Consider the following 25,550-nt stretch of genomic DNA (forward strand, 5'->3'; position numbering starts at 1 on the left):
GGGGGATTTCGACATGTTAGAGTTTGATACTACTCAAGATCAATTAGCGAATATAAAAGTTATCGGTGTCGGCGGTGGCGGAAACAATGCTGTAAACCGTATGATTGAACACGGTGTACAAGGTGTAGACTTTATCGCTGTGAATACTGATGCACAAGCATTAAATCTATCAAAAGCTGAAACGAAAATGCAAATTGGTGGAAAATTAACGCGTGGACTTGGTGCAGGCGCAAACCCTGAAGTAGGGAAAAAAGCTGCAGAAGAAAGTAAAGAACAGATTCAAGAAGCGCTTCGTGGCGCGGATATGGTCTTCGTAACTGCTGGTATGGGTGGCGGAACTGGAACTGGTGCAGCTCCAGTTGTTGCTCAAGTTGCAAAAGAACTAGGCGCGTTAACAGTTGGTGTTGTAACACGCCCATTTACATTTGAAGGGCGTAAACGTGCAACTCAAGCTGCATCTGGTATTGCGTCATTTAAAGAAAATGTAGATACACTTATTGTAATTCCAAATGATCGCTTATTAGAGATTGTTGATAAAAATACGCCAATGTTAGAAGCGTTCCGTGAAGCAGATAACGTATTACGTCAAGGTGTTCAAGGTATTTCTGATTTAATTGCTACACCAGGTCTAATTAACTTAGACTTTGCAGACGTAAAGACAATTATGTCTAATAGAGGTTCTGCTTTAATGGGTATCGGTTCTGGTAATGGTGAAAATCGTGCTGCTGAAGCTGCGAAAAAAGCGATTTCTAGTCCATTACTAGAAACATCTATTGATGGAGCTCAAGGTGTTATTATGAACATTACGGGCGGCGCAAACTTAAGTTTATATGAAGTACAAGAAGCAGCAGACATTGTAGCTTCAGCTTCGGATCCAGAAGTAAATATGATCTTCGGTTCTGTTATTAATGAAGGATTAAAAGATGATATCGTTGTCACTGTAATTGCAACTGGTTTTGATGATAGTGCTTCGATGCAGCCACCAAAACCAATTATCCGTCCGACTGCGAATCATTCACAACAGCAACAACAGCCAGTAGCTCAACCTTCAAAACAACGTGAAGTTAAGCGTGAAATGAAACGTGAAGAGCCGGTTGTGCATGATCGTCATACAGATTCAGATGACATCGATATTCCAGCATTCTTACGTAACCGTCGTAGACGATAAAAGAAAAGGAGCTTTCATGCTCCTTTTTTTGTTGTCTAAATGGAAAAGATCTGCTAAGCAGATCTTTTTTTATTATTTTGCATATGGAGAGCCCAGTCCTATTTTTAAGCTATAAGCTGTGATAAATAAAGTGAAAATTTAATTAGTTGGGGTTGTTCATCCAAAAATGATTGTTAGCCCGACTCCCACTTAACTTCTGTACTTTTGTATAGCTGAATTTTGAGGCAGGGGTCTTACTGCCCGCAAATAGCAAGATAAATTTTGTATATATATATAATTCAATTATTATGTATACAAGTAAGAAATTTATATTATTCTATGAAAAATACACTTTTATTTTTTACCGACAGATTATGTCTAGAAATCACAAAATAACAAAAAAACCCCTCCACCAATTGACACACTTTCCTATTGGATATGCATTATACTAGTCTCAACTTAAAAAAAGAGGTGAATTGTTTGGTTGTTTACGCCGACATTGTTTGGTTGTTAAACGCCTGCATTGATTTTCTTTTACTTTTATTAACAGCCACCGTGTTAAAAAAGAGAATCAAAAGATGGAGGCTTGTGTTAGGGGCATTTATAGGTTCAACTATTGTTATTTTCGCCTTTACGCCTTTTGCTTCTATGATGACACATCCAATTATGAAACTATTGTACTCGTTACTTATTGTGTATACAGCATTTGGGTTTTCGACATTTAGAAATTATGCACAAACTGTTTTTACTTTCTATTTTGTAACCTTTATGGTTGGTGGAGGATTAATTGGAACGCATTACTTTTTGCAAACGAACGAAATGGTAAATGGATTAGTTCAATCTAAATCAGTTTCTTACGGTGATCCAATTAGTTGGTTGTTTGTTATTTTTGGTTTTCCAGTAATTTATTATTTTTCTAAAAAGCGTATAGAAAGCGTAGAGGTCACAAAGATACACTATGATCAAATCGTGAAAGTGAAAATTCAATTAGCTGGAGAGGAACTAGAACTAGCAGGCCTAATTGATAGTGGGAACCAACTTTATGACCCGTTAACGAAAACACCCGTTATGATTATGCATATTTCATCATTAGAACATTGTTTGCCAGCTTGGTTAACAGAACAAATTTATTCCAAAACAGAAATTCCTCAAATACCAGAAAATGATTCTGGATGGGCGACGAAACTACGTTTAATTCCTTTCCGAGCAGTAGGAGTAGAGAATCAATTTTTATGGGCAATTAAGCCAGATTGTGTGCGAGTTTATCATGAAGGTAGTTCGATTGTTGTAAACAAAGTACTGATTGGATTAAATACACAACAATTATCTACCAATGGAGAGTATCAATGCATTGTACATCCGAAAATGTTGATTTCGCAAAAGATGGTAATTGCTTAATTATGAGAGGCGGGATAATATGGTGAAATTTAAATTTTATTTGGTATACCTTTGGTATAAAGTATTGCTGAAATTAGGAATTAAGACCGATGAAATTTATTATATTGGCGGAAGTGAAGCGTTGCCACCGCCGTTAACGAAAGAAGAAGAGGCAGTTCTTTTGAATAAATTACCAAATGGAGATCAAGCTGCGAGGTCGATGCTTATTGAACGTAACCTACGGCTTGTTGTATATATAGCAAGAAAATTTGAAAATACAGGGATCAATATTGAGGATTTGATTAGTATAGGAACAATTGGTCTTATTAAGGCAGTGAATACATTTAATCCAGAAAAGAAAATTAAATTGGCAACATATGCATCTCGTTGTATAGAAAATGAAATTTTAATGCATTTGCGTCGAAATAATAAAAATCGTTCGGAAGTTTCTTTTGATGAACCGCTTAACATTGATTGGGACGGAAATGAACTGTTATTATCAGATGTTTTAGGTACAGATGATGACATTATTACAAAAGATTTAGAAGCTACTGTAGATCGTCATCTTTTAATGAAAGCATTGCATCAATTAAACGATCGTGAAAAACAAATTATGGAGCTTCGGTTTGGACTCGCTGGTGGCGAAGAGAAGACACAAAAAGATGTGGCTGATATGCTTGGAATTTCACAGTCTTATATTTCTCGTTTGGAAAAAAGAATTATAAAAAGATTACGAAAAGAATTTAATAAAATGGTGTGAAGAATAAGACCAGTCGGTATCTAGACTGGTCTTATTCTCTTTTTGTGCATTAGGAAATATGATGTTTGTGAAAAACGATGGAAAAACCGTATGCATAAAATCCCCTTCAAAGGAAATACTTTACACTGTACAGCAACTCCCGATAGGAGGGAACACTTTGACGAGAAACAAAGTAGAAATTTGCGGTGTTGATACAGCTAAACTTCCAGTACTAAAAAATGAAGAGATGCGTAAATTATTTCGTGAAATGCAAAGTGGAGAGATAAGCGCCAGAGAGAAATTAGTGAATGGAAACTTACGTCTTGTACTGAGCGTCATCCAAAGATTTAATAACAGAGGAGAATATGTTGATGATTTATTTCAAGTTGGTTGCATTGGACTTATGAAATCCATTGATAACTTTGATTTAGGCCAAAATGTAAAATTTTCAACGTATGCTGTGCCGATGATTATTGGGGAAATACGCAGATATTTGCGTGATAACAATCCAATTCGCGTATCTCGCTCATTACGAGATATTGCGTATAAAGCGTTGCAAGTAAGAGAAAAATTGATTGCTGAAAATTCAAAAGAACCAACAGCAATGGATATTGCCAAAGTTCTTGAAGTGACACATGAAGAAATTGTTTTTGCGTTAGATGCTATTCAAGATCCAGTTTCATTATTTGAACCGATTTATAATGATGGAGGAGATCCTATCTTTGTTATGGATCAGTTAAGCGATGAAAAACAAAAGGACGAGCAGTGGGTTGAAGAACTAGCGTTGAAAGAAGGGATGAAGCGTTTAAATGATCGTGAGAAAATGATTATTCGAAAACGGTTCTTCCAAGGAAAGACACAGATGGAAGTTGCCGAAGAAATTGGGATTTCTCAAGCACAAGTATCACGTTTGGAGAAGTCTGCTATTAAGCAAATGAATAAGACGATTCAAGGATAAAGGACCTCACCAGTTATGGTGAGGTCTTTTTTATATATAATATTTTGCGCTCATAGTAGAGTGGGTAGGTTCATATAATGAAAATAAAATGGATGTTCTATTAGTAGCGGTTATATACTGTTTATCCGCTTCGAAATTCGGCTGAAGTAAGAAGTTAGATGGAAGCGGAGCTACCCGTGAAAGTCCGATTAGCATGGACTAATAATCAGTAGGGATGGGAAAAATCCCACTGATTAAGGTTTCACTTTATTTGAGAGCGTACTTACGATTCATGATATAAGGGAGAGGATGAATATGATACGAGTTTCGGAGTTTCAAATGAAGGATGTTGTAAATATTTCAGATGGAAAAAGACTTGGAAATATTGGAGATATTGATTTTGATATAGACACAGGGAAGATTAGGGCAGTTATTATTTCCAAGCAGACACGTATGCTAGGACTCTTTGGAAAGGAAGTAGAATTTGTGATTCCTTGGGAGCAAATTATGAAAATTGGGGAAGATGTCATACTTGTCAGAGTAGATAATATTAATTCTGTAACAGAATCAATACAAACACCGACAATTTCATAAAGAATATTACAAATTCCTCTTTTTTTTCAGTTGTCATTATGAAAAAATAAAAGTATGGTAAAATAGACAGGAAGTACCATGCTTTTTTCTATTATTTTAATTAAAAGGAGCCGCTTTTATGAGAGAACCATTTAAATATGTGGACGGTATACTGTATTTACAAGCGTGGAAAGAACTTGGAAACATTACTGTTGGATTTACGACAAAAGATGGTGGCGTAAGTACAGGCTCCTTTCATGCGATGAATTTAGGATTACATGTGAATGATATCGTGGAGAATGTTCATGAAAACAGACGCATTTTAGCGAATAAGTTACAAAAACCATTAGAAAAATGGATTTGCTCTGAACAAGTTCATGACCATCATGTTGAGAAAGTAGGAGTGCAAGAAAAAGGGAAAGGCATTTATTCATATGAAGACGGTATTCCAAAAACGGATGGCATTTATACGACTAACAAAGATGTTCTCTTAACATCTTGTTACGCTGATTGTGTTCCGCTCTATTTTTATGCACCATCACATGATATGATAGGACTTGCGCATGCTGGGTGGAAAGGGACTGTAACAGAGATTGCGAAAGAAATGATTCAAAAGTGGAATGCAGAAGGTGTTTCAAGTGATGAAATTCATGTCGCGATTGGTCCTGCAATCGGATCATGTTGTTATGTTGTTGATGATTGTGTATTAACAGCAACACAGCAAGTAGTAAACGGATCTGTTCCCTATAAAGTAATTTCTGATGGTCAGTATGCAATTAATTTAAAAGAAGTTAATCGTATATTATGTGTACAAGCAGGCATAAAAGAAGAACATATTGTAATGTCATCTCTTTGTACAAGCTGTGAAGAACAATTATTTTTCTCTCATCGTCGTGATCAAGGTAAGACGGGGAGAATGTTGAGTTTCATAGGTTTTAAGGAGGAGTGAAGTAAGTGACAGTGCAAGGGAATTTAGTAGATGTAAACGAAGCAATTAAAGAATCTTGTGTACGAGCTGGACGTTCGATGAAAGATATTAAGCTCGTTGCAGTTACAAAAACTGTAGGAATTGAAAAAACAAGCGAAGTAATTGAAGCAGGAATTATTGATTTAGGTGAAAATAGAAATGAAGGTTTCTTACAAAAATACGAGCATTTCGGTTCAAAAGTGAATTGGCATTTTATTGGATCATTGCAAACGAGAAAAGTAAAAGAAATCATTAATGAGATTGATTATTTACATTCATTAGATCGTCTTTCGCTTGCAAAAGAAATTCAAAAACGTGCTGATAAGAAAGTTAAATGCTTTATTCAAGTGAAAACATCATCTGAAGAATCAAAGCAAGGATTGGCGATAGAAGAAACAATTTCTTTTATTCAAAGTTTGCAAGAATTGGATAAGATTGAAGTGGTAGGATTAATGACAATGGCTCCGTTTACAGGAGAAGAGGAAGAGATTCGTCGCTGCTTTAAGGAATTGCGCATGCTACAAACAGAGGTGCAGGAGCTAGAATTATTACATGCACCATGTAAAGAATTATCAATGGGAATGTCAAATGATTACACGATTGCAATTGAGGAAGGCGCTACATATATTCGTTTGGGAACGGTTTTAGTAGGAAAAGCGTAGGAGGAAGGAGAAAGTTATTATGAGTTGGTCAAAAGTAAAATACTTCTTTTTTGACACACCGGAAGAAAAAGAAGCAGCTCAATATAGTTATGAAAAGGAGCAAACAGACATGAAAAAGCAACAAAATCCCCCAGAACAACAAGATGTTCCGTTTGCGAAAGTGCAACCGAAGCAAAATGTAGTGAGTATTGAAACAGCGAAGCAATCTTCAAAAGTTGTTTTACTAGAACCACGCACATATTCGGAAGCGCAAGGCATTTCGGATCACTTAAAAGGTAGACGAGCTGTTGTAATTAATTTGCAAAGAATGTCTACAGATCAAGCTGTACGTATCGTTGACTTTTTAAGTGGTACTGTATACGCTATAGACGGGGATATTCAAAAAATAGGCCCGAAAACATTTATGTGTACACCTGAAAATGTTGATATCGTTGGTGCGATTTCAGAGTTATTCGGTGAAGAAGAAGAGACAAATATAAAGAGGTGGTAATACGCCATGACAACAGTTTTAACAGTGTTACTTACTGCTATCGAGATTTACTCGTGGGCACTAATTATTTACATTCTCCTATCATGGTTTCCTGGTGCAAAGGAATCAGCTTTTGGAGATTTTCTTGCGCGTATTTGTGAACCGTATTTAGAGCCATTTAGGAGGTTTATTCCACCATTTGGTATGATTGATATTTCTCCACTTGTTGCTATTATTGCCTTGAAACTTGCTAGAGGTGGTTTAGTAAGTTTATTCAACTATTTTTTATAGTGTGAGGTTAAATACATGAGCATCTACGAGCATTTTAGACCTGATGAACAGGTCTTTGTGGATAAAGTATTAGAGTGGAAACAGGCTGCTGAGTACCATCAAGTCAAGTTAACAGATTTTCTTGATCCAAGACAGCAACAAATTGTTTCTATGGTAATAGGGCAAGGAGATGTAGCTGTACGGTTTGATGGTGCGATGCCTGAAGCCGAACGGAAAAGAGCACTAATTTATCCAGATTATCTAGAATTAAATGAAGAGGAATTTCAAGTAGAAGTATTAGAAATTGACTACCCTTCCAAGTTTTTCACGCTAGAACATAGGCAAATATTAGGTGCATTCATGTCACTTGGTTTAACAAGGGAAAAATGTGGCGATATTTTGCTTCAAGAAGATCGTGCCCAAATTGCAGTTGCGAAAGAAGTTGTATCCTATATTGAAATGAACTTACAATCAATAGGGAAAATGAAAGTCACACTCTCTCCTATACAAGTAGAGAAAATTTTGCGTGTAGGTGAAAAGTGGGGAGAAAAATCTGGAACAGTTTCGTCACTTCGTCTAGATGTTTTATTAGCTGAAATGCTGCATATATCTAGGCAGAAGGTACAGCCTCTTATAAAAGGTGGCTTAGTAAAAGTCAATTGGAAAACAGTAGAGCAAACTTCGTATGAATGTTTTCCGGGGGATGTTTTCTCGGTTAGAGGGTATGGACGAAGTAAATTATTTTCTGTAGAAGGTAAAACGAAGCGCGACAAATGGAGAGTTTTGTATGGTATACTAAAATGATTGGTTTTTTAGAAGGAAATTCTCTTATTTTGTCGAAGAAAAGATATAATTGAAAGAGGAAATTTAGATAACTACTTGGAGGTGGCGTTGTGCCGTTAACACCATTAGATATTCATAACAAAGAATTTGGTCGCGGATTTCGTGGCTACGATGAAGATCAAGTAAATGAGTTTCTTGATCAAATCATCAAAGATTATGAATTAGTCATTCGTGAGAAAAAAGCTTTAGAAGAAAAGGTTGCACAATTAGAAGGAAAGTTAGACCATTTTTCTAATATTGAAGATACGCTGAACAAATCTATCATTGTCGCACAAGAAGCTGCTGAAGAAGTGAAGCGTAATGCACAAAAAGAAGCAAAATTAATTGTACGTGAAGCAGAAAAAAATGCAGATCGTATCATTAATGAAGCGTTAGTGAAATCAAGAAAAGTTGCTTTTGATATTGAAGAGTTGAAGAAACAAGCGAAAGTATTCCGAACTCGTTTCCGTATGTTATTAGAAACACAACTTGAAATGTTAAACAACGATGATTGGGATAAACTAATTGAATTAGAAGACGAAGTGGACGAGCTGTTGAAAAAAGAAGAAACAGTGTAAGCTTGACGTTTTTCTCATTATTACATATAATTTTAAACAACATATTTATTAAGAAAAACGAAGATAGGGATAAGTACCTTTTTCATACCTTATATAGCGAACTGAGGATGGTGTAAGCTCAGGATAAGGAGATAATGGGAAATATCACCCTGGAGTTCCGCGCTGAACAAATGAAGTAAGCGTAGGCGTATATTCGCGTTAAGAATATAAAGAGGATTTTATGCATACGTATAGGATCTACTAGGGTGGTACCGCGGGAGACTTTCTCGTCCCTTTTTGGGATGAGAAAGTCTCTTTTTTATTCCGTTTTTTAGGTATTTCTTTTATACATGTAAGGAGGAATTAAGCATGGAGTACAAAAATACATTACTAATGCCAAAAACAGAGTTCCCAATGCGTGGGAATTTACCGAAACGCGAGCCTGCAATGCAAGAAAAATGGGCTGAAATGAATATTTATGAAAAAGTGCAAGAACATACGAAAGGTCGTCCTTTATTTGTACTACATGATGGACCTCCATATGCGAATGGTGACATTCATATGGGACATGCATTAAATAAAGTATTAAAGGACTTTATTGTTCGCTATAAATCAATGACTGGATACTGTGCACCATATGTACCAGGTTGGGATACACACGGTTTACCGATTGAACAAGCTTTAACGAATAAAGGTGTAAAACGTAAAGAAATGACAGTTGCTGAGTTCCGTAAGTTATGCGCAGAGTATGCATATGAGCAAGTAGAACGTCAACGTGAACAATTTAAGCGTTTAGGTGTACGTGCAGATTGGGATAATCCATATATTACTTTAGAGCCAGCTTATGAAGCACAACAAATTAAAGTGTTTGGTGACATGGCGAAAAAAGGTTATATCTATAAAGGACAGAAACCAGTTTACTGGTCTCCAACGAGTGAATCAGCTTTAGCAGAAGCTGAAATTGAATACCAAGATAAAAAATCAGCATCTATTTACGTAGCATTCCCTGTAAAAGACGGAAAGAACGTATTAGAAGGTGATGAGAAGTTCATTATTTGGACAACAACACCTTGGACGTTACCTGCTAACTTAGGTATTTCTGTTCATCCAGAACTTGAATATGCTATTGTGAAAGTAAATGATGAGAAATATATTATTGCTTCTGAACTATTTGAGACAGTTGAAAAAACGTTAGAATGGGAAAATGCTGAAGTTGTGAAAACGGTAAAAGGTAGCGAACTTGAGTATACAGTTGCAAAACACCCATTCTACGATCGTGACTCATTAGTTATGCTAGGGGAGCACGTTACAACAGATGCTGGTACAGGTTGTGTTCATACAGCACCTGGGCACGGGGAAGACGATTTCCTTGTTGGTAAGAAATATGGTTTAGAAGTTCTTTGTCCAGTTGATGATAAAGGTGTATTAACAAATGAAGCACCTGGATTTGAAGGCCTATTCTATGATAAAGCTAATAAACCAATTACGGAAAAATTAGAAGAAGTAGGTGCGTTACTAAAATTAACATTTATTACGCATTCATACCCACATGATTGGAGAACGAAAAAACCAATTATTTTCCGTGCAACAGCACAGTGGTTTGCATCTATTGAAGCATTCCGTAAAGAATTATTACAAGCTGTTGAAGAAACGAAATGGGTGCCAGCGTGGGGTGAGACTCGTCTTCATAATATGGTTCGTGACCGTGGTGATTGGTGTATTTCTCGTCAACGTGCATGGGGTGTACCAATTCCAGTGTTTTATGCGGAAAATGGAGACCCAATTATTACAGATGAAACAATTAGCAATGTAGCAAATTTATTCCGTGAACACGGTTCTAACATATGGTTCGAGCGTGAAGCGAAAGATTTATTACCAGAAGGATTTACACATCCAGGTAGCCCAAATGGTGAATTCCGTAAAGAAACAGATATTATGGATGTATGGTTTGATTCAGGTTCTTCTCACCAAGCGGTATTAGAAGAGCGTGATGATTTACAACGTCCAGCAGATTTATATTTAGAAGGATCTGACCAATATCGTGGTTGGTTTAACTCTTCATTATCAACAGCAGTTGCTGTAACAGGTAAAGCACCGTATAAAGGTGTTCTAAGCCACGGTTTCGTACTAGATGGTGACGGACGTAAAATGAGTAAGTCGATTGGAAACATCGTTGTACCGAAGAAAATTATGGATCAATTAGGCGGAGATATTTTACGCTTATGGGTTTCTTCTGTTGACTATCAATCTGATGTACGTATTTCAGATGATATTTTAAAACAAGTAGCAGAAGTATATCGTAAAATCCGTAATACATTCCGTTTCTTATTAGGAAATTTAGATGACTTTAATCCAAGTGAAAATACAGTGGCGGCAGCTGAGCTTCGTGAAGTGGACCGTTACATGTTAGTAAAATTAAATGACTTAATTACAAAAGTAAAAGAAGCATATGAAGCATATGACTTTGCGGCAGTATATCACGCAATCCATAACTTCTGTACAATTGATTTAAGCTCATTCTATTTAGACTTTGCGAAAGACATTTTATATATTGAAGGTGCAAATCACCACGATCGCCGCGCAATTCAAACAGTATTATATGATGTTCTTGTTGCATTAACAAAACTTGTAACACCAATCTTACCTCATACAGCTGATGAAGTATGGCCTTATGTTCCTGGTGCAGAAGAAGAAAGCGTACAGTTAACTAATATGCCAGAAGTTGTAGAAGTAGATGGTGCTGAAGCGTTAAAAACAAAATGGGATGCATTTATGACGTTACGTGATGACGTATTAAAAGCTTTAGAAGTTGCTCGTAATGAAAAAGTAATTGGTAAGTCATTAAATGCAAGTATTACACTATATCCGACTGCAGAAATGAAAGCTATGTTAGAGTCTATTAGTGAAGACTTAAAGCAACTATTTATCGTTTCTGAGTATAAACTTGGTGGTATGATAGAAGAAGCGCCAGCAGATGCGCCTAAGTATGAGCATACAGCGGTTGTTGTAGCTCAGGCAACGGGTGACACATGTGAACGTTGTTGGGTTGTTTCAGAAACAATTGGTAAAGATACGGAACATGAAACATTATGTGAGCGTTGTGCAACGGTTGTTAAAGAAAACTATGTAAAATAATGAAAAAACTGACTGCTCATAATAGCAGTCAGTTTTTTGTTGATGATATACCGAAATAACTTTCACTCTCTTTCCTATGAAGGAAAAATGTGTGTGAGGTAAGCGTGGAAATTTCGGACACACTAATTGTACATTGCAGCTGGGAGGAATGTACACGTGAATGGAATTTATATGGAAATAAAAGAAGAATTGCAATTGATGAGAAAAGAGTTGCAAGATAGACTGGCGAAAGAAGTAATGCACACATACTATATGGAATTTGGGCAAGAACTTGGATACGAAATAAAGGAAGAGACAAAGAAAAAATTGCTATTACATGATATAAAAGAGGATTTAAAAGATGTAGAACGTGCATTGTTTAAAATGGAAATAGATATGTACGGTATTTGTGAAGAAACTGGAAGAGCGATTCCTACAAAACAAATGAAAACAATGCCGACTGCTCGTACTATTCATGAATTTTTCTATGAAAAGGTAAATGTATGAATGCACACAACGATATTATGTTACCTTTTTTTAATTTATTTTATTCTTCCGTAAAGGTTCATTGTGAAAAGTTAGCAGCTATGCTAAAATTTTGAGGTACACTGTCTTTGTGGGGGAAATGAAAATGATATATTATGTAATAGCGTTATTTGTCATTGCCATCGATCAAATATCGAAGTGGCTAATTGTAAAGAACATGGAATTGGGTACGAGCATTCCGATTATCGATAATGTATTATACATAACATCACATCGAAATAGAGGAGCCGCCTGGGGTATTTTAGAAAATAAAATGTGGTTTTTCTACATTATTACAGTCATTTTCGTAGTATTTATCGTATTTTATATGAAAAAATATGCGAAAACGGACAAGCTTCTAGGTATTTCATTAGGTCTAATTTTAGGCGGAGCAATTGGCAATTTTATTGATCGTGTATTTAGACAAGAAGTAGTGGATTTCATTCACGTGTATATTTTCTCGTACAACTATCCAGTATTCAATATAGCTGACTCAGCATTATGTATTGGAGTTGTATTAATTATTATTCAAACAGTATTAGAAGGAAAGAAAACGAAGGAGTAATTGAATGAGTGAAGTAGTACAAGTAACAGTTGCAGAAGAACAAAAAAGCGAGCGAATTGATAAATTTGTTGCAGAAATAAATAGTGAATGGTCACGTTCACAAGTACAGCAATGGATTAAAGATGCTGTTGTGACGGTAAATGGAAAATCAGTTAAAGGGAATTATAAAGTAAAAGGAAATGATGAAATTACAGTAACAATTCCCGAGCCAGAAGAGTTAGATATTCAACCGGAAGATATGAATTTAGAAGTTTATTATGAAGATGCCGATGTACTAGTTGTAAATAAGCCGCGTGGAATGGTAGTACATCCAGCACCAGGGCATACGAAAGGTACGCTTGTAAATGGACTTATGCACCATTGTACAGACCTATCAGGTATTAACGGTGTAATGCGCCCTGGTATAGTGCACCGTATTGATAAGGATACATCTGGACTATTAATGGTTGCTAAAAATGATATGGCGCACGAATCACTTGTAAATCAACTTGTAGCAAAAACGGTAACAAGACGCTATAAAGCGATTGTACATGGTGTAATTCCACATGATAAAGGAACAATTGATGCTCCAATTGGTCGTGATAAAAAAGAACGTCAAAGTATGACCGTTGATGAAAACGGTAAGAATGCTGTTACACATTTCCAAGTGTTAGAGCGATTTAAGGATTTCACACTTGTAGAATGTCGCTTAGAAACGGGACGTACACACCAAATTCGTGTTCATATGAAATATATTGGTTATCCACTTGCAGGGGATCCAAAGTATGGTCCGAAGAAAACATTAGATATGAATGGACAAGCACTTCATGCAGGGATTTTAGGTTTCAATCACCCTCGTACTGGTGAATATATTGAGTTTGAGGCACCGATTCCAGAAGTGTTTGAAGAAGCACTAAATATTTTACGGAAATAGTATTGACAAATCATAAAAAAACTGAGATACTGACAACAGTTAAATAATGATCCTTTAACACAGCCCCGTGAGGTTGAGAAGGTAACGGTTTGAAATACTTAGGGTATGCTGTACCCTTTTTTCAAAAGTCCTCTCACACACGCTGAGAGGACTTTTTTTATACCATTACTCTCACGCAAGAAAAAAAAAACTTGGAGGTGTAGAGCATGCAAGAGAAAGCTGTCGTTTTAGATGACCAAATGATTCGCCGCGCTTTAACACGAATTAGTCATGAAATCGTGGAACGAAATAAAGGTGTCGATAATTGTGTTCTTGTCGGAATAAAAACACGTGGAATTTTTATTGCACAACGTTTGGCAGAACGAATTGGTCAAATTGAAGGAAAAGAGATGGAAGTAGGAGAGTTAGATATTACGTTATATCGTGATGATTTAACACTACAATCGAAACATAAAGAACCACTTGTAAAAGGTTCTGATATTCCTGTAGATATTACGAAGAAAAAAGTTATCCTTGTGGATGATGTGTTATATACAGGAAGAACAGTTCGAGCAGCAATGGATGCTCTTATGGATTTAGGTAGACCATCACAAATCCAATTGGCTGTTCTTGTTGATAGAGGTCATCGTGAATTACCAATTCGCGCTGATTATGTAGGAAAGAACATCCCAACATCTAGTGAAGAGCGTATCGAGGTTGATTTGCAAGAGACAGATCAACAAGATCGAGTAAGCATATACGATAAGTAAAGCCCTTTTAAATGTAGTCCTGTGAGGCTGCCAAAGGGTCTTGGCTTTCATATGTCAAATTTGGCATATGAAAGTGTAGGACTCTTTGTGCACAGGCACAAAGAGTTTTTTTATTGCAAAAATTAAAACTGAAGGAGGATGTAACAATGGAGCAAAAGCCAGTGTTAGACATTCATGAAGTACCGAAACCGGGAAAATGGTTATTATTAAGTATACAACATTTGTTCGCGATGTTTGGATCAACAGTGCTTGTTCCGTTTTTAACAGGACTGAATCCATCAGTAGCTTTAATATCAAGTGGGTTAGGAACGCTAGCGTTTCTTCTAATAACGAAAGGTCAAGTACCAGCATATTTAGGATCATCATTCGCCTTTATTGCACCAATTATTACAGCAAAAACAGCAGGGGGACCTGGAGCAGCAATGCTTGGTGGCTTGCTAGCGGGACTTGTGTACATCTTAATCTCACTCGGAATTAAGAAATCTGGGTCAGAGTGGATTATGAAATTACTTCCGCCAATCGTAGTTGGACCAGTCGTAATGGTAATCGGTTTAGCTTTAGCACATACAGCAGTGAACATGGCGATGAACGGTGCGGATGGTAAGTATAGCATTACACACTTTTCAGTAGCATTAGTAACATTAGCAATTACAATCATTTGCTCCATATTCGGGAGAGGTTTTTTCAGTATCATACCAGTTCTACTTGGAATCATCGGCGGGTATATATTCGCTTACTTCCAAGGGCTAGTAGATTTAAAGCCCGTAGCTGAGGCAAAATGGTTTGTCATACCAGACTTCACAGTACCGTTTGTAACATATACTCCGGAGTTTTCATGGAAAATTGTACTCTTAATGGTACCAGTTGCACTTGTAACAATTTCAGAACATATCGGACATCAAATTGTACTTGGAAATGTTATTAAAAGAGATTTAATTGAAAAACCAGGTTTACATCGTTCAATCTTCGGTGATGGGGTAGCAACATTGATCGCATCACTAATAGGTGGACCACCGAATACAACATACGGTGAAAACATCGGTGTGCTAGCAATTACGAGAGCATACAGTGTATACTTATTCATCGGTTCAGCAGTATTCGCAATCATATTCGGGTTTATCGGTAAGATTTCCGCACTGATTCACTCCATACCAACACCGGTTATGGGTGGTGTATCAATCTTACTATTCGGTGTAATCGCATCAAGTGGTTTACGCATGATGGTAGATGATAAAACAGACTTAAGTGACAAACGAAACTTAATGATTGCATCAGTTATACTAGTAATCGGTATTGGCGGAGCGGTACTGCACGTAGGGGAATCGTTCCAAGTAGAAGGAATGGCACTAGCAGCAATTGTAGGTGTACTGCTAAATTTACTACTACCAGAAACGAAACAATCTAAGCAGATTGCTTCATAAAAACAACCTTTTAATTCAGTCCTGTGAGACGGAAAGGGTGGCTTCTTCCTTGCACCCTAGTCTCACACGACTAGGGTATTTTTATGCAGTTGTTGTTATATAAATACAAAAGTGATAACATAAAAATCAGAAAGATGAGGGATGACGATGAGCCATTTGTTAACGATGAGTGAATTATCGGAACGAGAAATTTCAGAAATCCTAAAAGACGCAGAAGATTTTGCGAATGGAAAAGAGAGCAAAACGACAGAGCAAACATTTGTTGCGAACTTGTTCTTTGAGAATAGTACGAGGACGAGATTTAGCTTCGAAGTTGCTGAGAAGAGATTAGGACTTGAAGTATTAGACTTTTCAGCAGATTCATCTAGCGTACAAAAAGGAGAAACTTTATACGATACGATAAGAACACTAGAATCAATCGGAACAAAAGCGGTAGTCATCCGCCATGAGCAAGATCGTTACTTCGATGAATTAAAAGATCAGGTGAATATCCCAATCTTGAACGCTGGAGATGGATGTGGAAATCATCCAACGCAATGTCTACTCGATCTTCTAACAATTAAACAAGAGTTTGGAAGATTTGAAGGTTTGAAGATTGCAATAGTTGGGGATGTTCGTCATAGCCGAGTAGCACGTTCTAATGCAGAGGCATTAACGAAACTGGGCGCGACAATTTACTTTGCAAGCCCAGAAGATTGGAAAGATGAAGAGAACTCATTTGGAACGTACAAGAGTTTAGATGAACTTGTTCCAGAAGTGGATGTGATGATGTTACTTCGTGTACAACATGAGCGTCATGACCATTATGAAACAGACATTATGAAAGAGTATCACGAGCAACATGGGTTAACAGTTGAAAGAGAAAAACGTATGAAAGAAGGAAGCATTATTATGCATCCAGCCCCTGTAAACCGTGATGTTGAAATTGCGAGTGAACTTGTCGAGTGTGAACGCTCACGCATATTTAAGCAAATGGAAAACGGGGTCTACGTAAGAATGGCTGTACTAAAACGCGCATTACCAAATGTATTAGGAGGAATGAAACATGAATTATTTGTTTAAAAACGGTCGTTATATGAATGAAGAAGGAAAAATTGTAGCAACAGATCTTCTCGTACAAGATGGTAAAATTGCGAAGGTAGCAGAAAATATTACGGCAGATAATGCTGAAGTAATCGATGTAAATGGAAAGTTAATCGCACCTGGATTAGTAGATGTACACGTTCATCTTCGTGAACCAGGTGGTGAACATAAAGAAACAATTGAAACAGGAACACTTGCAGCAGCAAAAGGTGGATTTACTACAATTTGCGCAATGCCAAACACACGCCCAGTACCAGATTGTAAAGAACATATGGAAGACCTACAAAAGCGTATTAAAGAAAAAGCACATGTAAATGTATTACCATATGGAGCAATTACAGTACGTCAAGCAGGTTCTGAAATGACTGATTTTGAAACGTTAAAAGAACTTGGAGCGTTTGCTTTCACAGATGATGGAGTAGGCGTGCAAGATGCAAGCATGATGTTAGCTGCTATGAAGCGTGCATCGAAATTAAATATGGCAGTTGTTGCACACTGTGAAGAGAACACACTTATTAATAAAGGATGTGTACATGAAGGGAAGTTTTCTGAGAAACACGGATTAAACGGTATCCCATCAGTATGTGAATCCGTACATATTGCCCGGGACATCTTACTTGCGGAAGCTGCAAATTGTCACTATCACGTGTGTCACGTAAGTACAAAAGGATCTGTACGTGTAATCCGTGATGCGAAACGTGCTGGAATTAAGGTGACAGCAGAAGTAACACCGCATCACTTAGTATTATGTGAAGATGATATCCCATCGGCTGATCCTAACTTTAAAATGAATCCACCGCTTCGAGGAAAAGAAGATCATGCAGCGTTAATTGAAGGACTATTAGATGGAACAATTGATATAATCGCAACTGACCATGCACCGCATACTGCAGAAGAGAAAGCGCAAGGGATTGAAAGAGCACCGTTCGGAATTACTGGTTTTGAAACAGCATTCCCGCTTTTATATACGAACCTTGTGAAAAAAGGAATCATTACATTAGAGCAACTAATTCAATTCTTAACAGAAAAACCAGCTGACACATTCGGTTTAGAAGCAGGGCGCCTAATAGAAGGTAGAACAGCTGATATTACAATTATCGATTTAGAACAAGAAGAAGAAATTGATCCAACAACATTCTTATCAAAAGGAAAAAATACACCATTCGCAGGTTGGAAATGCCAAGGTTGGCCGGTTATGACAATCGTTGGTGGTAAGATCGCATGGCAAAAGGAGAGTGCATTAGTATGAAAAGACAACTTATCTTAGAAGATGGAACAGTATTAATTGGAAAAGGTTTCGGAGGAGAAATCGAAAAGTCAGGTGAGGTTGTATTTACAACTGGGATGACTGGATATCAAGAAACTTTATCTGATCCATCATACTGCGGTCAAATCGTAACATTTACGTATCCATTAATCGGAAACTACGGCATTAACCGTGATGATTTTGAATCAATTCACCCATCTGTAAATGGCTTAATCGTAAACGAAATTTGTGATTATCCATCAAACTTCCGTAATGAAATTTCGTTAAATGATTACTTGAAAGAAAGAAATATCCCAGGATTAGCAGGAATTGATACGAGAAAATTAACAAGAAAAATTCGTCAATATGGAACTTTACGCGGACGTCTTTGCAATATGGATGTGGATGTAGAGGACATCGTTAGCCAATTGAAAGCAACTGTCTTTACAGATCATGTGAAACGCGTAACAACAAAAGATCCATATCCAAGTCCAGGCCGTGGTCATCGCGTTGTACTTGTAGACTTCGGAATGAAACATGGTATTTTACGAGAATTAAATAAGCGTGACTGTGATGTAATTGTTGTACCTTATAATACAACAGCAGAAGAAATTTTACGCCTTAGCCCAGATGGAATTATGTTAAGTAATGGACCTGGGGACCCAAAAGATGTACCAGAAGCAATTGAAATGTTAAAAGAAATTATTGGTAAAGTTCCTTTATTCGGGATTTGCCTAGGACATCAATTGTTCGCGCTAGCATCTGGTGCGAATACAAGTAAGTTAAAATTCGGTCACCGTGGTTTAAATCATCCAGTAAAAAATCTTGCAACTGGAAAAGTAGCAATTACATCTCAAAACCATGGTTACGCAGTAGAAGAAGAATCAGTTGGAAATACAGAACTTGAAATTACACATGTTGCTTTAAATGATGGAACAGTAGAAGGTCTTCGTCATACGAAGTTCCCAGCATTTACAGTGCAATACCATCCAGAAGCTTCTGCAGGACCAGAAGATGCAAATGATTTATTCGAAGATTTCTTAGCAATGATTGAAAACTTCAAGAAAGAAGGGGAAGAGTTATGCCAAAACGCCTAGACATTAACACAATTTTAGTAATCGGATCAGGACCAATTGTAATTGGGCAAGCAGCAGAGTTTGATTACTCTGGTACACAAGCTTGTCAATCTCTTAGAGAAGAAGGTTACAAAGTAATCCTTGTTAACTCTAACCCAGCAACAATTATGACAGATACTGCAACAGCAGATAAAGTATATATAGAACCATTAACACTAGAATTCGTAAGCCGTATTATTCGTAAAGAACGTCCAGATGCAATCCTACCAACATTAGGTGGTCAAACAGGCCTAAATATGGCAGTTGAACTTGCGAAATCAGGCATACTTGAAGAGTGCGGAGTTGAAATTTTAGGAACAAAATTATCAGCAATCGAGCAAGCGGAGGATCGTGATTTATTCCGTACATTAATGCAGGAATTAAATGAACCAATTCCATCTAGCACGATTATTCATACGCTGGAAGAAGCACATGAATTTGTAAAAGAAATTGGTTATCCAGTTATTGTTCGCCCGGCATTTACAATGGGGGGAACAGGTGGCGGAATCTGTAGTAATGAAGAAGAACTAATTGAAATCGTATCAGGTGGATTAAAACATAGTCCAGTAACACAATGTCTATTAGAAAAGAGTATTGCTGGTTGTAAGGAAATTGAATATGAAGTAATGCGTGATTCGAATGATAACGCGATTGTAGTATGTAACATGGAAAATATCGATCCGGTTGGGGTTCACACAGGTGATTCTATCGTTGTAGCACCGAGCCAAACATTAAGTGACCGTGAGTATCAAATGTTACGAAACACTTCATTAAGAATTATTCGTGCATTAGGAATTGAAGGTGGATGTAACGTTCAGCTTGCACTTGATCCACATAGCTTCCAATACTATGTAATCGAAGTAAACCCGCGTGTGAGTCGTTCGTCTGCACTAGCATCTAAAGCAACTGGATATCCAATTGCGAAGCTAGCGGCGAAAATTGCAGTCGGTTTAACATTAGATGAAATTGTAAACCCAGTAACACAAAAAACATACGCTTGCTTCGAGCCAGCATTAGATTATGTTGTTTCAAAAATTCCACGTTGGCCATTTGATAAGTTTGAATCAGCAAACAGAACACTTGGTACACAAATGAAGGCAACTGGTGAAGTTATGTCAATCGGACGTAACTTAGAACAATCATTATTAAAAGCGATTCGTTCTTTAGAGCTTGGCGTTTATCACCTAGAGTTAGACCACTTAAAAGAGCTTGATAAAGAAACGATGAAAAAGCGTATTATAAAAGCTGATGATGAGCGACTGTTTGTTGTAGCAGAAGCGATCCGTCAAGGTGTAACGAAAGAAGAAATCAACGAATGGTGTGAAATGGACTTCTTCTTCTTACAAAAAGTTGAAAATATCGTAAACATGGAACGCGAAGTAAAAGCGAATGTAGGAAATATGGAAGTGTTACAATCTGCGAAAGAAATGGGCTTCAGTGACCATTACATCGCCAATGCTTGGAACAAAACAGAGCGTGAAATTTACGATATGCGTAAAGAAAGCAATATGACTCCTGTTTATAAGATGGTAGATACTTGTGCGGCAGAGTTTGAATCTGCAACACCATACTACTACAGCACATATGGTGACGAGAATGAATCGATTGTAACAGATCGTAAGAGTGTAGTTGTACTAGGATCTGGTCCAATCCGTATTGGTCAAGGTGTTGAGTTTGATTATGCAACAGTTCACTCTGTATGGGCAATAAAAGAAGCTGGATATGAGGCAATCATTGTTAATAACAACCCAGAAACAGTTTCAACAGACTTCAGTATTTCTGACAAATTATACTTTGAACCATTAACAATCGAAGATGTAATGCACATTATCGATTTAGAAAAGCCAGAAGGTGTTATCGTCCAATTTGGTGGACAAACGGCAATTAACTTAGCAGCTAAATTAGAAGCACACGGTGTAAAAATCTTAGGAACATCACTTGAAGATTTAGACCGTGCAGAAGATCGTGATAAGTTTGAAGCAGCTTTAACAAAGCTTGGTATCCCGCAACCAGTTGGTAAAACAGCAACGACTGTAGAGCAAGCAGTAGCAATTGCTGACAAAATTGGTTACCCAGTATTAGTAAGACCATCTTACGTACTAGGTGGACGTGCGATGGAAATCGTATATCGTCAAGAAGAATTACTGCACTACATGAAAAATGCGGTTAAAGTTCACGCAGATCACCCAGTATTAATCGACCGTTATATGGTTGGTAAAGAAATTGAAGTAGATGCAATTTCAGACGGTGAGAATGTATTCATTCCAGGTATTATGGAACATATCGAACGCGCTGGAGTCCACTCTGGGGATTCAATTGGAGTATATCCACCACAGAGCTTATCTGAAAAACTAAAAGAACAAATTATTGAACATACAATTGCGCTTGGAAAAGGTTTAAACATTGTTGGATTACTAAACATTCAGTTTGTAGTATTCAAAGATGAAGTGTATGTAATTGAAGTAAATCCACGTGCGAGCCGTACAGTACCATTCTTAAGTAAAATTACAGGCGTACCGATGGCAAATATCGCAACGAAAGTTATTTTAGGTCAAAACCTTGTAGAACAAGGATATGGAACTGGCTATCACCCAGAAGAGAAGGAAGTGTATGTAAAAGCACCAGTATTCTCATTTGCAAAACTACGCTCAGTTGATACAACATTAGGGCCTGAAATGAAATCAACAGGGGAAGTAATGGGTAAAGATTTAACGCTTGAAAAAGCATTATATAAAGGACTTGTTGCTTCAGGAATTAACATTCCAACGCACGGATCAGTAATCATCACTGTAGCGGATAAAGATAAAGAAGAAGCGATGGAAATCGCAAAACGTTTCCATGAAATCGGCTATAACTTATTAGCAACAGCTGGAACAGCACAATCATTAACAGAACAAAACATTCCGGTGCAAGTTGTAAACAAAATTGATTCAGAAGACTACAACTTACTTGATATTATTCGTCAAGGAAAAGCACAGTTTGTAATCAATACATTAACAAAAGGAAAACAACCAGCGCGTGATGGTTTCCGCATTCGCCGTGAATCAGTAGAAAATGGTGTGGCTTGCTTAACATCACTTGATACAACGAGAGCAATCTTGGGAGTATTAGAATCTATGACATTCTCAGCTCATTCAATGAAAGAAATTACGCAAACGAAGCGTCACGAGGTGGTACATGCATGATGCAAAAGCAAAATATGATCGTCGTTAACCAAAAAGAAATCGCAAAAAACATTTACGAATTAGTGCTTCAAGGAACTATAGTGCAGCAAATGAACGATCCAGGGCAGTTTGTACACATTAAGGTAGCAGAGGGGATTACGCCCCTTCTGCGCCGCCCAATTAGTATTTGTAATGTCGATCAAGACAAGAACGAATTTACAATGCTATATCGTGCGGAAGGACAAGGAACAAAAACATTAGCGAAAAGAAAACAAGGTGAACTTGTAGATGTGTTAGGACCACTTGGTCATGGATTTCCTGTAGAAGAAGCGGAATCTGGACAAACGGCTCTATTAGTTGGTGGGGGAATTGGTGTACCACCACTATATGAATTGTCACAGCGTCTTGTAGCAAAAGGAGTACGCGTTATTCACATCTTAGGTTTCCAAACGAAAGATGTTGTTTTCTATGAAGAGAAATTCGCAGAACTTGGTGATACGTATGTTGCAACAGTTGATGGTACACATGGTACAAAAGGGTTTGTAACAGATGTAATTGATAGCTATGGAATTGACTTTGACATTCTATACTCATGTGGACCTTTAGCGATGCTTCGTGCATTAGAAGGACGCTATAAGGAGAGAAAAGCCTACATTTCATTAGAAGAACGTATGGGCTGTGGCATCGGAGCATGTTTCGCATGTGTATGCCATTTGCAAGCAGATCCGAGTGGACATTCTTACAAGAAGGTGTGTAGCGACGGACCAGTATTTCCAATCGGGGAGGTTGTACTATGAACAGATTGCAAGTTGAATTACCAGGGTTATCATTAAAAAATCCAATCATCCCAGCATCTGGTTGCTTCGGATTTGGTCGTGAGTATGCACAGTTCTATGATTTAAGTGTACTTGGATCAATTATGATTAAAGCGACAACAGAACAGCCTCGTTATGGAAACCCAACGCCTCGTGTTGCTGAAACACCAGGCGGAATGCTAAATGCAATCGGGCTTCAAAATCCTGGATTAGAAAAGGTAATGAATTCTGAATTACCTTTTCTCGAGCAATTTGATCTTCCGATAATTGCAAACGTCGCTGGTTCACAAGCTGAGGACTACGTAGCGGTTGCGAAGGAAATTTCAAAAGCACCAAATGTTCATGCGCTAGAATTAAATATTTCTTGTCCAAACGTAAAAACGGGTGGTATCGCTTTTGGTACGAATCCTGAAATTGCTGCTGATTTAACGAAGCGAGTAAAAGAGGTTTCTGAAGTACCGGTATATGTGAAATTGTCACCGAACGTGGCAAACATTGTGGAGATTGCAAAAGCAATTGAAAATGCAGGTGCGGACGGTTTAACGATGATTAATACATTGCTTGGTATGCGTCTAGATTTAAAAACTGCAAAACCAATTTTAGCAAACCGTACGGGCGGACTATCAGGGCCTGCGATTAAGCCAGTAGCAATTCGCATGGTACATGAAGTAAGTCAAGCGGTTAACATTCCGATTATCGGAATGGGTGGTATTGAAACAGCGGAAGATGTAATTGAATTCTTCTATGCTGGCGCAAGCGCGGTCGCAGTTGGAACAGCGAACTTTATCGATCCGTTCGTATGTCCGACAATTATTGAAGAATTACCAGCATTACTAGATGAATTAGGATTTGATCACATTTCGGAATGTCAAGGAAGGAGCTGGAAGTAAGTATGTCACAGTCGCTAATTGTTGCACTAGATTTTCCAGGGAAACAAGAGGTAGAACAATTCTTATATCACTTTGAAGGGGAAGAGTTATTTGTCAAAGTTGGTATGGAGTTATTTTACAAAGAGGGTCCTGCAATTATTACGTACTTAAAAGAAAAAGGACATAAGATTTTTCTAGATTTAAAACTTCATGATATTCCGAATACGGTAAAAAGTGCTATGCGTAGCCTAGCTAGTCTAGATGTAGATATGGTAAATGTTCATGCTGCTGGGGGAAGTAGTATGATGAAAGCTGCGATTGAGGGATTAGAGGAAGGTAAGCAAGAAGGAAAAGAGAGACCGATTTGTATTGCAGTTACACAACTAACAAGCACTTCGGAAGCTATGATGAAAAAAGAGATTGGCATTGAGAAAACGTTAGAAGAAGCGGTTACTCATTATGCAAAATTAACGAAAGAAAGTGGACTTGATGGAGTTGTTTGTTCAACACTTGAAGTACCAAAATTACGTGAAGTATGCGGAAATGAATTTGTAACAGTAACACCGGGGATTCGTCTTGCAAGCGATGATGTAAATGACCAAGTGCGCGTAGCAACACCGAAACGTGCGAGGGAACTTGGTTCAAGCTACATCGTAGTTGGACGTAGTATTACAAAAGCAGAAAATCCGCTTGAAGCGTATAAAACAGTAAAACAACAGTGGGAAGGTGTAACAGTATGAAAAAAGAAATCGCATCGCATTTATTAGAAATTGGAGCAGTATTTTTACAACCGAATGATCCATTTACTTGGTCTTCTGGTATAAAATCACCAATTTATTGTGATAATCGTTTAACTTTATCTTATCCAAAAGTACGCCAAGCGATTGCAGCTGGATTAGAAGAGTTAATTAAAGAGCACTTCCCAACTGTAGAAGTTATTGCAGGAACAGCAACGGCTGGTATTGCGCACGCAGCATGGGTAAGCAATCGTATGGATTTACCAATGTGCTACGTACGTAGTAAAGCAAAAGGTCACGGTAAAGGGAACCAAATCGAAGGAAAAGCTGAAAAAGGTCAAAAAGTAGTAGTAGTAGAAGACTTAATTTCAACTGGTGGTAGTGCAATTACATGTGTAGAAGCACTTCGCGAAGCTGGTTGTGAAGTATTAGGAATCGTATCAATCTTCACATACGAGCTTGAGTCAGGAAAAGAGAAACTAGAAGCAGCAAACGTAGCATCATATTCTTTAAGTGATTACAGTGCATTAACTGAAGTTGCAGCAGAAAAAGGTATGATCGGACAAGCTGAAACGAAAAAATTACAAGAGTGGCGTAAAAATCCAGCTGACGAGGCTTGGGTTACAGCGTAACATGAAAAAAGACGACTGCGGGGGAAATAATCTGTACCCTTTGTAAAGGACATTTTGAAAAAAGTTAGGCAACATCAAGAAG

At 37.5% G+C, this 25,550-nt stretch carries 25 protein-coding genes and 1 other annotated feature; all 25 genes read left to right on the top strand.

Annotated elements, in window-relative coordinates; genetic code table 11:
- Positions 1–13 precede the first annotated feature (13 nt).
- The 25 genes from ftsZ to pyrE all read left to right on the top strand — a co-directional run bounded on the left by ftsZ (position 14) and on the right by pyrE (position 25,468).
- Positions 14–1,168: a cell division protein FtsZ gene (gene ftsZ / locus CQZ94_RS06785; protein WP_105584737.1), complete on the top strand. Its 1,155-nt coding sequence runs from the start codon at positions 14–16 to the stop codon at positions 1,166–1,168.
- Positions 1,169–1,627: 459 nt separating this feature from the next.
- A complete protein-coding gene (gene spoIIGA, locus CQZ94_RS06790; protein ID WP_142395765.1) occupies positions 1,628–2,545 on the top strand; it encodes a sigma-E processing peptidase SpoIIGA in 918 nt (305 codons plus the stop codon).
- 19 nt (positions 2,546–2,564) lie between these two features.
- Positions 2,565–3,284, top strand: a complete 720-nt coding sequence (gene sigE, locus CQZ94_RS06795; protein WP_002128857.1) for an RNA polymerase sporulation sigma factor SigE — start codon at positions 2,565–2,567, stop codon at positions 3,282–3,284.
- 157 nt (positions 3,285–3,441) lie between these two features.
- Positions 3,442–4,221, top strand: coding sequence for an RNA polymerase sporulation sigma factor SigG (gene sigG / locus CQZ94_RS06800; protein WP_000197755.1), 780 nt, complete (start codon positions 3,442–3,444; stop codon positions 4,219–4,221).
- 294 nt (positions 4,222–4,515) lie between these two features.
- Positions 4,516–4,794, top strand: a complete 279-nt coding sequence (locus CQZ94_RS06805) for a YlmC/YmxH family sporulation protein (RefSeq protein ID WP_105584739.1) — start codon at positions 4,516–4,518, stop codon at positions 4,792–4,794.
- Between the two features lie 118 nt (positions 4,795–4,912).
- The gene (gene pgeF, locus CQZ94_RS06810; protein WP_105584740.1) at positions 4,913–5,722 is read left to right on the top strand and encodes a peptidoglycan editing factor PgeF; all 810 of its coding nucleotides are present in this window, start codon (positions 4,913–4,915) and stop codon (positions 5,720–5,722) included.
- A 5-nt stretch (positions 5,723–5,727) separates the two neighbouring features.
- On the top strand, positions 5,728–6,402 hold the full coding sequence (locus CQZ94_RS06815) for a YggS family pyridoxal phosphate-dependent enzyme (RefSeq protein WP_105584741.1): 675 nt from the start codon (positions 5,728–5,730) through the stop codon (positions 6,400–6,402).
- Positions 6,403–6,421: 19 nt separating this feature from the next.
- On the top strand, positions 6,422–6,892 hold the full coding sequence (locus CQZ94_RS06820) for a cell division protein SepF (RefSeq protein WP_105584742.1): 471 nt from the start codon (positions 6,422–6,424) through the stop codon (positions 6,890–6,892).
- 6 nt (positions 6,893–6,898) lie between these two features.
- Positions 6,899–7,162 (top strand): YggT family protein, encoded by a 264-nt coding sequence (locus CQZ94_RS06825; protein ID WP_002088250.1) that lies wholly within the window; start codon positions 6,899–6,901, stop codon positions 7,160–7,162.
- Between the two features lie 15 nt (positions 7,163–7,177).
- Positions 7,178–7,945, top strand: a complete 768-nt coding sequence (locus CQZ94_RS06830; RefSeq protein WP_105584743.1) for a YlmH family RNA-binding protein — start codon at positions 7,178–7,180, stop codon at positions 7,943–7,945.
- 89 nt (positions 7,946–8,034) lie between these two features.
- On the top strand, positions 8,035–8,541 hold the full coding sequence (gene divIVA / locus CQZ94_RS06835) for a septum site-determining protein DivIVA (protein WP_001131609.1): 507 nt from the start codon (positions 8,035–8,037) through the stop codon (positions 8,539–8,541).
- Between the two features lie 51 nt (positions 8,542–8,592).
- Positions 8,593–8,818 (top strand) — a binding site (T-box leader).
- A gap of 71 nt (positions 8,819–8,889) precedes the next feature.
- On the top strand, positions 8,890–11,655 hold the full coding sequence (ileS2, locus tag CQZ94_RS06840; protein ID WP_105584744.1) for an isoleucine--tRNA ligase: 2,766 nt from the start codon (positions 8,890–8,892) through the stop codon (positions 11,653–11,655).
- A gap of 156 nt (positions 11,656–11,811) precedes the next feature.
- Complete coding sequence (locus tag CQZ94_RS06845; protein ID WP_105584745.1) at positions 11,812–12,141, top strand: TraR/DksA C4-type zinc finger protein; 330 nt, start codon at positions 11,812–11,814, stop codon at positions 12,139–12,141.
- Positions 12,142–12,265: 124 nt separating this feature from the next.
- The gene (gene lspA / locus CQZ94_RS06850; RefSeq protein ID WP_002111421.1) at positions 12,266–12,724 is read left to right on the top strand and encodes a lipoprotein signal peptidase LspA; all 459 of its coding nucleotides are present in this window, start codon (positions 12,266–12,268) and stop codon (positions 12,722–12,724) included.
- A gap of 4 nt (positions 12,725–12,728) precedes the next feature.
- Positions 12,729–13,637: an RluA family pseudouridine synthase gene (locus tag CQZ94_RS06855; protein ID WP_105584746.1), complete on the top strand. Its 909-nt coding sequence runs from the start codon at positions 12,729–12,731 to the stop codon at positions 13,635–13,637.
- 206 nt (positions 13,638–13,843) lie between these two features.
- Positions 13,844–14,386: a bifunctional pyrimidine operon transcriptional regulator/uracil phosphoribosyltransferase gene (gene pyrR, locus CQZ94_RS06860; protein WP_001156489.1), complete on the top strand. Its 543-nt coding sequence runs from the start codon at positions 13,844–13,846 to the stop codon at positions 14,384–14,386.
- 146 nt (positions 14,387–14,532) lie between these two features.
- Complete coding sequence (gene uraA, locus CQZ94_RS06865; RefSeq protein WP_142395766.1) at positions 14,533–15,807, top strand: uracil permease; 1,275 nt, start codon at positions 14,533–14,535, stop codon at positions 15,805–15,807.
- A gap of 147 nt (positions 15,808–15,954) precedes the next feature.
- Positions 15,955–16,869 carry an aspartate carbamoyltransferase gene (pyrB, locus tag CQZ94_RS06870; RefSeq protein WP_105584748.1) on the top strand — a complete coding sequence of 305 codons (915 nt, stop codon included), beginning with the start codon at positions 15,955–15,957 and terminating at the stop codon, positions 16,867–16,869.
- On the top strand, positions 16,853–18,139 hold the full coding sequence (gene pyrC, locus CQZ94_RS06875; RefSeq protein ID WP_105584749.1) for a dihydroorotase: 1,287 nt from the start codon (positions 16,853–16,855) through the stop codon (positions 18,137–18,139). The genes pyrB and pyrC overlap by 17 nt, the downstream gene beginning before the upstream one ends.
- Complete coding sequence (locus CQZ94_RS06880) at positions 18,136–19,233, top strand: carbamoyl phosphate synthase small subunit (RefSeq protein ID WP_105584750.1); 1,098 nt, start codon at positions 18,136–18,138, stop codon at positions 19,231–19,233. Before pyrC ends, CQZ94_RS06880 begins: the two co-directional genes overlap by 4 nt.
- Positions 19,218–22,436, top strand: a complete 3,219-nt coding sequence (gene carB / locus CQZ94_RS06885) for a carbamoyl-phosphate synthase large subunit (protein ID WP_105584751.1) — start codon at positions 19,218–19,220, stop codon at positions 22,434–22,436. The genes CQZ94_RS06880 and carB overlap by 16 nt, the downstream gene beginning before the upstream one ends.
- The gene (pyrK, locus tag CQZ94_RS06890) at positions 22,433–23,212 is read left to right on the top strand and encodes a dihydroorotate oxidase B electron transfer subunit (RefSeq protein ID WP_105584752.1); all 780 of its coding nucleotides are present in this window, start codon (positions 22,433–22,435) and stop codon (positions 23,210–23,212) included. The genes carB and pyrK overlap by 4 nt, the downstream gene beginning before the upstream one ends.
- Positions 23,209–24,120 (top strand): dihydroorotate oxidase B catalytic subunit, encoded by a 912-nt coding sequence (gene pyrD / locus CQZ94_RS06895; protein WP_002121858.1) that lies wholly within the window; start codon positions 23,209–23,211, stop codon positions 24,118–24,120. The genes pyrK and pyrD overlap by 4 nt, the downstream gene beginning before the upstream one ends.
- A gap of 2 nt (positions 24,121–24,122) precedes the next feature.
- Positions 24,123–24,839 carry an orotidine-5'-phosphate decarboxylase gene (gene pyrF, locus CQZ94_RS06900; RefSeq protein WP_105584753.1) on the top strand — a complete coding sequence of 239 codons (717 nt, stop codon included), beginning with the start codon at positions 24,123–24,125 and terminating at the stop codon, positions 24,837–24,839.
- Positions 24,836–25,468: an orotate phosphoribosyltransferase gene (gene pyrE / locus CQZ94_RS06905; RefSeq protein ID WP_105584754.1), complete on the top strand. Its 633-nt coding sequence runs from the start codon at positions 24,836–24,838 to the stop codon at positions 25,466–25,468. Before pyrF ends, pyrE begins: the two co-directional genes overlap by 4 nt.
- Positions 25,469–25,550 lie beyond the last annotated feature (82 nt).

Source organism: Bacillus sp. MYb209 (assembly GCF_002975175.1).
Lineage (GTDB): Bacteria > Bacillota > Bacilli > Bacillales > Bacillaceae_G > Bacillus_A.